The 13,198-nt window shown below is 35.4% G+C and carries 12 protein-coding genes; 1 reads left to right on the forward strand and 11 read right to left on the reverse strand.

Features of this window, described 5'->3' with window-relative positions; genetic code table 11:
- The first annotated feature begins 606 nt into the window (after positions 1 to 606).
- Positions 607 to 1,470 (forward strand): RNA polymerase sigma factor SigJ, encoded by an 864-nt coding sequence (gene sigJ / locus AC6CHV_RS03460; RefSeq protein WP_121448004.1) that lies wholly within the window; start codon positions 607 to 609, stop codon positions 1,468 to 1,470.
- Positions 1,471 to 1,677: 207 nt separating this feature from the next.
- Here the strand turns inward: sigJ and AC6CHV_RS03465 are convergent, their stop codons facing one another.
- From AC6CHV_RS03465 to AC6CHV_RS03515, 11 genes are all read right to left on the reverse strand, one after another.
- A complete protein-coding gene (locus AC6CHV_RS03465; RefSeq protein WP_121448005.1) occupies positions 1,678 to 2,154 on the reverse strand; it encodes a carboxymuconolactone decarboxylase family protein in 477 nt (158 codons plus the stop codon).
- 471 nt (positions 2,155 to 2,625) lie between these two features.
- On the reverse strand, positions 2,626 to 3,708 hold the full coding sequence (locus AC6CHV_RS03470) for an endospore germination permease (protein WP_121448006.1): 1,083 nt from the start codon (positions 3,706 to 3,708) through the stop codon (positions 2,626 to 2,628).
- Between the two features lie 43 nt (positions 3,709 to 3,751).
- Complete coding sequence (locus AC6CHV_RS03475) at positions 3,752 to 4,897, reverse strand: Ger(x)C family spore germination protein (RefSeq protein WP_165918228.1); 1,146 nt, start codon at positions 4,895 to 4,897, stop codon at positions 3,752 to 3,754.
- A gap of 7 nt (positions 4,898 to 4,904) precedes the next feature.
- A complete protein-coding gene (locus AC6CHV_RS03480) occupies positions 4,905 to 6,407 on the reverse strand; it encodes a spore germination protein (protein WP_121448008.1) in 1,503 nt (500 codons plus the stop codon).
- Between the two features lie 804 nt (positions 6,408 to 7,211).
- The gene (locus tag AC6CHV_RS03485) at positions 7,212 to 7,928 is read right to left on the reverse strand and encodes a class I SAM-dependent methyltransferase (protein WP_341331301.1); all 717 of its coding nucleotides are present in this window, start codon (positions 7,926 to 7,928) and stop codon (positions 7,212 to 7,214) included.
- A gap of 143 nt (positions 7,929 to 8,071) precedes the next feature.
- A complete protein-coding gene (locus AC6CHV_RS03490) occupies positions 8,072 to 8,281 on the reverse strand; it encodes a hypothetical protein (protein ID WP_121448010.1) in 210 nt (69 codons plus the stop codon).
- A gap of 211 nt (positions 8,282 to 8,492) precedes the next feature.
- Complete coding sequence (locus AC6CHV_RS03495; protein ID WP_121448011.1) at positions 8,493 to 8,900, reverse strand: VOC family protein; 408 nt, start codon at positions 8,898 to 8,900, stop codon at positions 8,493 to 8,495.
- A gap of 334 nt (positions 8,901 to 9,234) precedes the next feature.
- Entirely contained in the window at positions 9,235 to 10,347 is a 1,113-nt protein-coding gene (locus tag AC6CHV_RS03500) for a glycosyl hydrolase family 18 protein (RefSeq protein ID WP_341331300.1), read from the reverse strand.
- 479 nt (positions 10,348 to 10,826) lie between these two features.
- Positions 10,827 to 11,438, reverse strand: coding sequence for a hypothetical protein (locus tag AC6CHV_RS03505; protein ID WP_498078135.1), 612 nt, complete (start codon positions 11,436 to 11,438; stop codon positions 10,827 to 10,829).
- A 183-nt stretch (positions 11,439 to 11,621) separates the two neighbouring features.
- The gene (locus AC6CHV_RS03510) at positions 11,622 to 12,614 is read right to left on the reverse strand and encodes an LCP family protein (RefSeq protein ID WP_341331298.1); all 993 of its coding nucleotides are present in this window, start codon (positions 12,612 to 12,614) and stop codon (positions 11,622 to 11,624) included.
- The gene (locus tag AC6CHV_RS03515) at positions 12,607 to 13,131 is read right to left on the reverse strand and encodes a sigma-70 family RNA polymerase sigma factor (protein WP_341331297.1); all 525 of its coding nucleotides are present in this window, start codon (positions 13,129 to 13,131) and stop codon (positions 12,607 to 12,609) included. The genes AC6CHV_RS03510 and AC6CHV_RS03515 overlap by 8 nt, the downstream gene beginning before the upstream one ends.
- Positions 13,132 to 13,198: the final 67 nt, after the last annotated feature.

Genomic DNA, 13,198 nt, shown 5'->3' on the forward strand with positions numbered 1-13,198 from the left:
CAAGAACAATTCGTTCAGGATCATATACTTCAAAAGTTTTATTCGCAATTTTAAATTGAAATAACACTTTTCTACAATACTGCCCTGTTAGTTTAAATACTTCAACAAAAAGGTCCGTAATCCTTCTTGGATCAACGCACCCGTTAAGTTAAATTTCTTATTTTCATCCCAACAATCAATCCAAGAATTATAGACAACCTAGGGGAGCTCCAACTAAAACTCCAAACAATAGAAAGTCGGTGAATTGTGACGAGCTATGCAGAAAACCAAAGAGTATTAAAGAATAGCTTTCTTAAGTTCCTCCATCATCCTTATAGGCATCCCCCATCGCATAAAAATATAAACTTGGAAAAAACATTTCCCAGGCTAATTAGCTTGTGCAATCGCATGTTACTTACAAACAATACGATGATAGTTTCAAAACAGGTTGGGTCTTACAAAAATATTTAACTTGAATTCTTTGTGGAGTAATACACATATTAGAAAATGGTAAATACGCATTATTGAGCAACACTAGTCTTTGTCACAAAATTTTCTTTAGCTCGTTTTATTTTTGTAGCCCTTACTATAAATAAGCACTTACAATATGCGAACGGATGTGAAAAGATGCAAGAAATGTACAATCAATATAAGGGATTGCTATTTAAACTCGCTTATCAACTGACAGGTTCAGTTCATGATGCTGAGGATGTTGTGCAAGACGTTTTTTTAAAGTTATATGACGTACCAACAGAGAAGTTGACTCAACCTAAAGCCTATCTTTGTAAAATGGTAACAAATCGTTGTCGGGATTTACTAAAATCGGCGCGAATTAAGCGAGAACAATATTATGGAGAATGGCTACCAGAACCTTTGTATAGTTCTAATGATGATCCAATGGAGCCAGTCTTGCGTGACGATTTATTATCTTATGCCATGATTGTGCTTCTAGAAAGGCTATCACCAACAGAGCGTGTGGTATTTGTCCTTCGTGAGGCACTCGGCTTTAACTATAATGAAATTGCGGTACTCATTGAAAAAAGCGAGGTAAACTGTCGTAAAATTTTTAGTCGTGCGAGTTCAAAAATGGGTATTACCTCTGAGGAACTCGTGCATACAGAAAATACTTCAAAAGAGTTAGTTTATGATTTTGTTATAGCACTCAAACAGGGGAATATGAATCAAATTCTTTCTAAGCTTGATCCAAATGTTGTACTAGTCTCAGATGGTGGAGGTAAAGTAAAGGCCGCGATCGAGCCAATTGTAACAAGAGATCTCGTTGCTCGCTTTCTGCTTGGCCCTGTACGCCAAGCTTCAATTTCTGAGGGAACTCCACATATTGAAATTAGACAAATTAACAATCAACCAGCATTTATTCTTGCTTCAAGTGAAGGTATTCATACGGTAGGTATATTTCATGTAGAGGGAAATTTGATTCGCAACTTATATATTGTCCGAAACCCCGACAAATTAAAGCATTTAGAAATTTAATAAATTTTATGTTTAAAACAAAGACCTGTAAGATGAAACTAAAAAAGTGTAAATCTTACAGGTCTTTATTGTTCATACCAATATATTAGCTTGGACACTTCTTAATCATATAACCTTTGTCCAAAATTGGTAGCTATGATGTCAACAAATTCTAATTAATAAATTTCATATATATAAACGTATGGCAAGGGACCACGCATATTGAGTTCATAGGCCCGCTTTAGTCAATCCAAATGCTTTGTCTGCAGAACCTGGTATTGTTTTGAATGCGACATTAATGCGATTCCAAGCATTGATAGCCATTATTGAGAATGTGAGGTCTGATATTTCTTTTTCTGACAACTGCTCACTAACACGTTCAAAAATGTCATCAGGAACTCCTCCCTCAGGTAGCTTAGTCAAAATCTCGGTCCATGTAAGACAAGCCCGTTCGCGTGGACTAAATAGATTCGATTCACGCCAAATTGGTATATGATAAAGGCGAAGTTCACTCTCACCATGAATCTTGGCCTGTTTAATATGCATATCTAGGCAAAAACCACAGCCATTTATTTGTGAAGCTCTAATGTGAACGAGATGAAGGATATGCTCCTCAATTGAACTTTCCATCTCTGCATTACTAAGTTCCATCATCTTGTGGAAAAATTCTGGTGATTGTTGCATGTAATTTATACGTTGTGTCATAACGATTTTACCTCTCTCCTTTTTTGATTTAAATGCTAGACTATATAACTTATTTGCATAACGAATATTCTATTGGGTCTTTCAATCTTTGTCTCTACCTCTATTCTCGACTCCACCTCCCCTTTTAATCCCACTCAACTATATAACGACACCATGCTTCATTTCGTGACAATCTCTTATTAATTTAAATCCATAACATACTACTCTAATAGTTAACTTGACTGTTCTATACCACCATGAAATATAACGTTGTTTCATATCGATTCGTGCCATACAAGTTACGGTTAAAGAAAAATGGAAATTTGGTCAATCAAAACTCTGCTGACACTAGTTTTACTCAAATAATCTATCACATATTAAGAGATAGGACTTTATATTAACTAGTTGTAAATGCAATGCCTCAAAAAAAAAATGGTGCATGTCACCCCACTGCGTTTAGATTCTTTTGCAGAGAAGGTGAATGCACCAACATCAGGTCTTGCTTTTTTGTTTAATTACAGTAGTAATCCATAAGATAAGTGGGATTAATATGCCACATACAGGAAATGCAACATTTGTCCAAAATTGGTCAAATGATACGATTGTGGTCTCATCTGGTATCAAAATGGCTATTATACAAATTGCGGGTGCCCCGTAAAAAATATTTCTTCGCCAATTTTTCATTTGGAACCAATTTGCAATTTCATAGCTTGCAATAAAAAAATATAATGATAATTGTGCTACCACACCGAAAACCATAATAAACATAATGAATACATCAATGTTTTGAATGAAATCTAAAATATCAGTATTTCTCACGAAAACAAAGTAAGAAAACCGTATTTTTGCTGATAAATTCGGCCCCAAAATCAATAGCACCATTAGTGTAGCAGTTAAAACCATGAAAATGGTAATGACTACTCCCAATAAAGATTTCGAAAATGCTTTTCGAGGCTTCTGAACAAATGAAATAATGACCAATAAGATGAAAGGACCCGGAAACCAAAAAGCAGGACCGAGTGAACCTTTCAAAATATTAACCCATCCTGAATCAAAATAAACAGGTAATAAATGATGCCACTCTATGTCTTGTATATTTAAAATGAAGCTAATCATTAATGTAAAAATTATAAGTGGCCCAACTATTTCGCAAAATCGACCGATTCCCGTAATACCTGCCGAATAGGTCAGATAAGTCATCAGGATAGTTAGTAATAACATGATTATCCAAACTGGTGTTCTATCTAGAAGAATTAGATGAATAAAGTCTGCAAATGAACGGAGTAAAACAGCAGGCAGTATAAACCATGCTACTAGAAATGGGAGAGCAACTAATCTCCCTATGCCTTTGCCTAGCAGTTTTTGGCTAAATTGAATCAATGTTTGGTTTGGATGCAGAGTGCTAAGATGAACAAACAGAAAGGCTAAGATCAGACCAATTAAACCCCCAGCTATCATCGAAAGCCATGCATCTTGTTTAGCAATCTGGATTGTTGGCGTAATTTTTAGCGATATCATTGCAACAATTTCAGTAGTTGCCAAAATCCAAACAATTTGGGTTCCTGTCAACTTCATAAGTCCTTGCCACTCCTTTTTGAAATTAAATGGGCAACCATTTTTAAGGATAAATAGACCAATTAGCTTGCCCTGGATTATTGCATGTAAGGTCTACATTGACAGAAACATGAAGTTGGGAAAAATGTTCACTCCAATTATGCTTTATGGTTTTCCACTGTTTAGGGTATTGTTGATGAACACTTTCTCCAAACCCATAGATGTCCATTTTGTATTTCTTCTGCACCATTTTAATTTGCTTTTCTATCGCTTTCTGAGTTATTTTCTCAAGTTCATCTTCTATAAGTTTAAGGTCAACCCCTTTGGATGGGTCTAAGTTCGTACTGTTTTCGATAATTGTTCCTTTTCCACTAAGACGAAGGTCAATATGTATTTCTTCATCGACCTCTTTCACAGTAATATGTCGTTTGAATGAACCTAAGGTTATACTTATTGTTCCATCCCCTTGGTTTATGAATGAAGTTAGGGTATGACTTGATAGTCTGTCCTTTACCCAATTTGCATAGAATGTTTCCTTTTTATTTAAGAAACCCACCAATTTTACGTTATCCTCTTTATTAAAAATGGCAGATCCGTCGAAATTATAGTGATTTTGAGGATTTAAACTAACCACCGGCATTAGTGGCTGTGTTCCCTCACTTAATACATCTATCACAAATTCACGGGCTAGATAAGGCTTTATCCCTATGGCTGTTTGTTCATCAGAAAGGGATGTTGTTATAAATTGGTCAAAAAACGGTTCAATAGAGAAAATCTCCTCTGGTTTAGCATCTTTCACCAAGTATATTAAAGATCGTAAATCTGAATGTGCATTTCGTAGGAACGGATCGATTGTTTCACCTATTCCCTGATCAGCCAGTCGTTGACCAACAAGAAAAATATCACGATGACCAGGAAACACATGTCGTGAGAGCTTTGACTGTATGTTAGTTATTGCGTCTGAAACGTTTTTTCCAGTAGCACTTACTACTTGGTAACCCTTTTTTTTATCTCCACTACTAAATTGCCCACCACCAATGCCTGCAGGTGTCACTATGAGTACGGTCGCTTCTAGCTTTCCATCTTCGGTTAAATCCAAACCATTCCCTGTAAAAAATGCAAGTTGATTTGGTTCCTTTAGGTTCCAGCAGCCAGTTGTACTAAATAATATTAAGAGTAACACAATAATGCATCTACCTATTCTCTTCATGAGTAATTCACCCCTTATTAACTCGCTCTCGAGGCCATCGCAACAGTACGTCTTTAAGTCCATGTTTATTACGCGGAGACACTGGAGTTAGATAAGGAGTCCCAAATGATTTAAGATTAATTAGGTGAATTAGAACCGCAATAATTCCAACTGCGATCCCAAATAGACCGAAGACTCCTGCAAGTATCATTATTGGATATCTTAACATTCGCATAGGGAACCCGAAGCTGTAACGCGGAATGATAAATGATGCGATTCCTGCAGCTGAAACGATAATGACAACAGGTGCGGAAATAATCCCTGCGCTAACTGCCGCCTCTCCAATTACCAAAGCGCCAACGATGCTTACAAGTGGACCAATTTGTTTGGGTAACCGGATTCCTGCCTCCTGTAACCCTTCAAACATGAACTCCATCAAAAAGACTTCAATTAATGTCGGGAAGGGGGAACGCTCTCGTAAAACTGCAATATTGAGCATCAAATCTGGTGGAACCATTTCCTGATGATAATTGGTTAAGGCTATATATATAGAAGGAAAAATTATCGAAAAGATAGTAAATATATAGCGAACCCAACGAATCATCGTTACAAACAAAAACCGTTCACTATAATCGTCGGTTGCTTGTAATCCATTCCAAAATGTCATCGGAACAATTAGTGAATATGGGGAGCCGTTGGTCAATATCACCACTTTGCCTTCAAGTAATCCGGAAGAAGTAACATCAGGACGCTCACTATTCAGAATTTGTGGAAAAGGTGAGAAATGATTATCTTCTATGGATTCTTCAACATATCCCGATTCTAGAATTTCATCGATTTGTATTTGCTTTAATCTTTTACGAACTTCATTCAGAACAGATATTGAAACAATTCCCTCTATATACATTACAGCTATATCAGTCTTAGTCATTTTACCAATCTTTAATGACTCAACCTTTAGCTTCGGCGATACAATTATCCTTCGCAGTAACATGGTATTTGTCCTCAAGTTCTCTGTGAAACTCTCTTTTGAGCCCCTTAAGGATGCTTCAGTAGAAGGTTCCTCTATACTTCTGGTTTCAAACTTTTTGACATCTGCTAGTAATGCATTGCCTTCTCCATCTACAAATATGGCAAGGTTCCCCTTTAAAATGTACTCCGTTATTTCCTCAACATCAGAAAGCTTTTTTGTTTGTAAAACTGAAAAACGCTCCTGTTCCAGCACTTGTTCAAGACTTTCAATCCCGCCTAACCCCTGAGGTAAGCCATCATATAGCAAAGGTTCCAAAACGTTTGTAGTAATGATCTCCGTATCAACCATACCGTCAACATATATAAATAGTAGTATAACTTGACTATGAATTTTCACTTCACGAAACATGATGTCCGAACAATTATTAAAAATATTTTTAAATAAGTGTTCATTCTCTATTATATTTTTGCTTATAGGTTGGCTATTTTTTGGGGCTGTATGTTTATTATTGGATTGTGAGGTTTTCTTACTTAATTTTTGTTTACCATGTATGTCCATTATTGTACTCCCCTTTATTGGGTAGTCGTATATATGAAATAAGCGTTGTATACCAATGTTTGTTACGTTCACACCTTGTTTTTTACAGTAGCTTATTTTAGGAAATATTGTCTTTCAACCTTTCACTTTGACTCTAGGTGTAAGATTGTTTTCACCATGATATGGTTGATCATCCCTTATAATCTTATAATTACCAAGTATTATTTTATTATTAGTGGAGGATAAGCTCAGCAGTAGAAGAAGTATTATTAGAGCTAATACCAATCGATGAAGAAAGGAAAATTGAAACGAGTGTATGGTGGATCTTAGCACTACGTTCACTTACAAGTGATAAGGCTCTGTTCAATTTTAATGTTGATAAATACTCAAAAATAAGGAAGTCCTCAATGGGGACTTCCTTATTTCTTATTGAACTATCTATTCTTTTTGTTTAATTATTACTTTCCTTCGTTTTCTTATGTTCACGATTTTTATTTTCGTTGTATAGCGAAACTGCTGCTAATATTAGAACCTATAATATATATTTGGTTACTCCAGTTATATAGTAGTCAATAAATACAAATACCAGAATTAAACCAATCACACTTAATAAAATGATCATTTGAAACCCCCTGGTAAATATCAAACACATATATGAAGACTTTCGTCTAATAGATGGCTTAGTACAACAAGAAAGAAATTCCCTTATGCCAGCTTTGATCCTCAACTATTGCACCCTTACTTGAAAATTAACTACTAATTTACTTGAATTTATTGATTATATTTCTTACCAAAACAAAGGTCAAAAAAATGTTTAAGGTTTTTTTATTGGCGACTTGTAATAAAAACATACTCACGTCCTGGGCGGTCAGGAGCTTCTCTAACCTCTTCCACAGATAATCCTACTTCTCTAAGAGTTTGAGAAATTTCCTTAAAACTTCTAAATCGCAAAGTGGAAATTGAAGTAATAATGGCACCATCGTTCTCGAAAATATAAGTCCATTGAAAAGACACCAAGGAGTCTCGCACATCTATAACATCTACCCATCCCTCTACAACACCGCATTTAGGTACATCAACCCTTTGGTATGTGTTCTCCTTGTTCCATTCTAACCAAGCCTGTGACTCAGGTTTCCGTGTTTCAAACACGAATCTTCCACCCGGAAGTAATACCTCTCGAATTACCAGCAGTGTCGCCTTCAACTCTTCATCGGTTAAATAAACCTGAGCAACGTTAGCAGTCATGGTTACAAGGTCAACCTTTAATTCCGGAAGGTCAAGAGCATTACCGTGAATCCATTTAACACGGTCAGACCAACGTTTTGTTTTTGCCACCATTAGTGACGCTTCGGCTGGCTCTAGTCCAATAACCTCTATGCCTTTGGCGGCTAAACGACAAGCAAAAGTTCCTGTTCCACAACCAATGTCAAGTACAGAACTGGCTCCAAACTCATTTATCATAGACTCGTAAGCATCTAAATCAGAACGGTCAGGATCAAATGGGTCATAAATAAGCAAGTCTTGGGTTTTCAAATATTTCATCAGCCATCAAACTTCCCCCTAATTAATCAAATATTCGATAATATATCTCTTTTCCTCTACTTCAAGTAACCTTCCCCCAATAATTGAAAAAGAGTTGGTTCTGAGCTGCTAATGCTACCTGTTACTTGATAAAAAAGTTTAATTTATTGATTTGGCTTTATTGTCCTTTTAATAATAAATAATTCCCTAATAAATGCACCTAAAGATAATGAACTTCCAATAACCACAAATAGCGATACACTTCTAACAAAGTTAAATGGGGAAAAAATAACTTGTATACTTCCCGATATAAGCAAAACTCCAAACAATATAAAGCCCATTATAAGTTGCTTTTTTACTTTATTCCCTTCCATCTCGTATCTCCCCCATTATTAAACAAACCTGCATCTATACTTCAATAAAAAGGGGGTGATCTCCTTCTTTAAGAAACGCACCCGTTACTTTAAATACATTATTTCACCTATTTCTATTCATATATAAATCAAAAAAAGATACCTGGTAAGGTATCTTTCCTTAAAATATAAAACCTAAAAAACTAACTCTTTACCAAAAGTTTACCCCAGATCAAAATGCACTTTCATCCATATAAACGACTTCCCATAAATGACCGTCTAAGTCCTGAAAACCCCATCCATACATAAATCCATGATCTTGAGGCTCGCTATTGGTTTTGCCTCCTGCTGAAAGCGCCTTATTTACCAACTCGTCCACTTGCTCTCGACTTTCAGCCGATAAGCAAAAAATCGCTTCGGAGAAAGTAGTGGTATCCACAATTTCTTTTTTACTAAACTCTCTGAAACGTTCCTCAGTCATGATTAACGCGAAGATATTGTCATTGATGACTATACTGGATGTGTTCTCATCGCTGAATTGTGGATTTAACTCAAAGCCGATCTCCGTCAAAAAGTTGGTAGAATTTTTCACATCTTTTACTGGTAAATTGATAAAAATATTCTTGGATCTAAATCCCATTTTATTCACCTCCTCTTGAAATTAACATAGAACGAAAAATAATCCAATTATTATTTTTATTATTTTAAATATTTTAAAAGTATTACCTATTTGTTTTAAAATATTCATTCCTCAACTTCTGTCCCATTACCCTCCATGTATGTGTTAGGGTTTAATATTGTTCAATGTAAATTGTAAACCCTACTTCAAGTAGCTTGCCCGTTAGCTAAATAAGAAAAGCTGCCAAGAATAATCGGCAGCTTAATCTTTGGTTCTTGTCCTCGTTAGGTCGAATTCGATTCCACCTGAAACATTCCTTGTTTTAGTACGCATATTCAGGAATGGGATAACCACTCTATTCCTTTTTTACTTTTATTTTCTCGGGTATGGTTGTCCAGTACATTGGGTCTTCTAAGCCTAGTCGCCAAATCCCGATTCCCCGTAAATTATATTTTTCAACAAGGTTTAGCTTAAACCTTAGGCTATCGCTATTCTCAAACCATACCTGGTGGTTGTGTTGTTCTTTATCTACGTAACTGAAATAAGGTGTTTGTGAACGAGAGTCCCATAGAATTTTTGCTTTATATTTTTCTTTCAGATCCATAATCTGTACATAGGAGCTATACACGGCTTTGTTTGCTGTTGTATCCCAATCCCATCCATAACCTGCAATCCCCAGTAAAATTTTTGATGGTGGTACTCCCTGTTTCAAAGCATAACGAATTGTTGCTTCGGTCCAATCGACTGATGCTGTTGAACCGGGGTTTGTTCTTGGGTTGTGTTCATCGTATGTCATAATCATTAACGAATCAGAATATAGACCGAGTTTTTCATAATCAAACCACGGTGACCAGGGATTAGCACGGGAATCACCTGTGTTTGCTGGGACTGAAACAGTAACTTCTTTTCCATCACGATGCAGAGCATCAGACAGCTTTTTAATCAGCAGACTAAAGGAATCTCTGTCAGTCAAATTCAAATTTTCCATATCGATATTAATGCCATCATATTTAAACTGATCCATTTCATCTCGTAGGTTCTGAATAAAAACATTCTGGTTTTTATCGTTATTAAGTACATTACTCGCTACCTGCTTGCCCTTCTCCAAAGTTTCATAGAAGAGATTATGTACAACCATATATACCTTCAGGTTTTTATCATGAGCACTCTCAATAACCTTTCTTTTATGATCTGATGTAACGGAATCTAAAAGATTGCCTGGACGTTTATCATCAAGCTTATACCAAAACGGTGCAATGATGCTCAAACTGTCGAATTGAGCGTTAACTGTAGGTTGAGACCCTGGATATGTTCCTTCCTGTTCAGTATAGAAACCTAATACTTCACGAGGAGTTTTCTCATTATTATGTTCCTCTTTTCCTTGTAACTGATTACACGATGACATTAGGATTAAGGCCATGCTTAAAGAAATGATGGTGATTGACCGATAAATATTCTTCGTCGACATAATACACCTTCTTCTAATTTGTATATTACTTAAGTTGATAAGAAAAGTTGAATCTTATACACGAATTGACTATCCACGTTTAAGGATTTCAGAAGGAAGAACATCATTGTATAAAAAACGCTCACAGTTAAAAACCTGTGTTTTTGGTCAGCATTAGAAAATAGTAATAGTCATATTTGGCCAATAGAGCAATAAAAAAAACCGAATCATTGGGGTTTATCCATCAATTCAGGTTATCATTTAAGCAATTCAGCTATTTATACAATTTCTCGCCTTACACCTTTGTGATTCGTGTACTTCAGAACGAGGATTTGCTAAGAGATTCCTTTAGTTCCGAGTTGACAGGGATACCCTTGCCTCTGGCTAATGGTTCGCATATCCCGACGCCCATAGTGGCTCTCACCGCCAAGTTAATGAATTTGCCTGGCACACAAAAGAAGCGTTAATCCTTCTGGATCAACGCACCCGTTAGCAAAACTTTAGAATGACTTATAAGTACCATCTTGATAAACCTTGTAATAACCTAAGGTTCCCGTTTTGCCAGATACACGCGTAGATACTGAAACAAGCTGTATTGTATAGTATGTACCGTTATCATCCGATGCAAGTGTCTCATCTACTCCAAATGAAACATCGTCATCCTTCCCCTCAGGGAGATGCAGTTTTAAATATTCGATAGCTTTTTCCCCACTTGAAATGACAATAGCTGGCTTTCCTTCGCTATTATCAGAATTCGTTTTGCCGTCAGACGACGAATCATTTGAATGAGAAGAACCTGTTTTTTTGGCTGTATTGACTGGTTTTGACTGATTGTTGGTTGATGTATTCGTACAAGGTTCATGTAAATTCTGGGATGGTTTTCCTTCTTCTTTTTCATCGTCAGATTTACTACTATACAGTTCATTATTACCATTATTATGGGACTTATCTATGCTTTCAGCATGCAAATTATTTGTATTTTCTGATATATTATTAGATTCCGAACCCTTTTTGGTTAAAGCCGTATCATCTGATGATTTGCTACAAGCAGACATTCCTACTACTAAAACAAATAATAAAGTTGCTACGATAAGTATTTTACTTTTTTCCATTATTGGGACCCCAATCTCTTCTTTTGAATAATACATTTTAGTTATTCTTTACCATAACTAAAGATTTCCGTTTAAATTTCTGTTTATTGGTATCAGTTCTTAATTTCACAAATCTTCCCCTAAATTTAATAAATGGAACATTGCTCATACCACCATCAGATATAGTGGTTATCATTTTTTTATTTAGTTAAATGTGGTTAACTCTACTGAGACAGAATTCAAAAATTCTTTTTCAAACTTAATATAGTATTTCTCATCGATCATTGTATCTGTCATTCCATCTATTAATGATACTGATTGTATCGTGGTAAGTGCCATTTTACTCTCTAGCAATTGGTCAATTGGAAAATTCCCTTCGATTTGAGTCGTATATTGGCTTTGTGATAATACGTTTCGTGTTTGATTCAACACAGCGTTAATGAGGTTTAATTGGTTTTCCTCATCCAATCTTCTTCCCTCTGTAGCAGCCATCATCAATGCTACAACCTCTTCTCCATTCAGACGATTTGTCCCCTTTTTGAATTCAAATGACACTTTAGATATAGCTCTTACTTGAATATCTTCTTGCAGATTGTAATCTATACCATTCACCGAATCTATCATGCTTGAAAAGGTTTTTAAGTCCATCACAACATAATAATCAATAGGTAAATCAAATAGATTGGAAACTGTAGTTCTTACACTTTCTGCGCCTTCCGAACCGTAAGCATAAGCAAATGTCAATTTATCATGTATAGTCGTTCCATCACTCTTTTCTATCGGAACATACGTATCACGAGGGATAGATAGAACCTTCATCATCTTATTATCTTTACTATAGGTAAGTAAAAGATTAATAGGTATTCTATTATTCTCATCTTTCACCATAAAAAGAGTTGTCAAGTACTCGACTTCTTGAGACCCTACTCCACTTACATTACTTCCGCTGTTTTCGTTCCTAACGTTTTCATGAAAAATCGATGGAATAAACAAAATGATACACAGGCAGACCACTAATATAGAAGCTGTAATGATGGAGAATTGTTTTGGTATAGTACGAAGAGATATCTTCTGCATAAGATTACTTTTTTCCATTTTATTAATTCGTTCAAACACTTTATTACGGTCTTCTTTCGTAAAACTTAAATCATGATCAGACATATTATTAAATTGATCTCTTATTCGTTTATCATCCATAAAATTCTGCCTCCTTAATCAGCGACTCTAATCTTTGTTTTGCTCTTCTTAAGCGAGTTTTCACTGTATTAACTGGAATATCTAAAACGTTTGCAATTTCAACCGTTGTTAATGAATCATAGTAGTATAAATAAATCACTTCCCTATACACTTTCGGAAGAGAAAAGATACTCTCTTTCATTTCTTGATTATTATATTTATCAATCACTGTCCTTTCCGTTGATGGTAACATTGATCTTGTTGTTTCATTTATAAAACTTCTTACTTGCACCATTTTGTAATTCCAACTTTTTAAATAATCTTTACATTCGTTAATTGTAATGCGATAGAGCCATGTTTTTACTTGTGCGTCATATCGAAACGAATCAAGATTTTTATAGCAGTTAATAAATGTATTTTGAACCATATCCTTTGCAATCTCTGTGTCTTTCACATAAGAAAATGCCAATCTAACCAACTCATTACCATATTCAATCATCATTTTTTCTAATATGTAATTTTTTTCTTCTCTATCCAATCTACTACCCTCCCATTTAAACCTATTTCCAATTCTGCAATTAGACGATTTCCAGAACAGAATAGGT

This window comes from Ferdinandcohnia sp. GQ5, assembly GCF_059759275.1.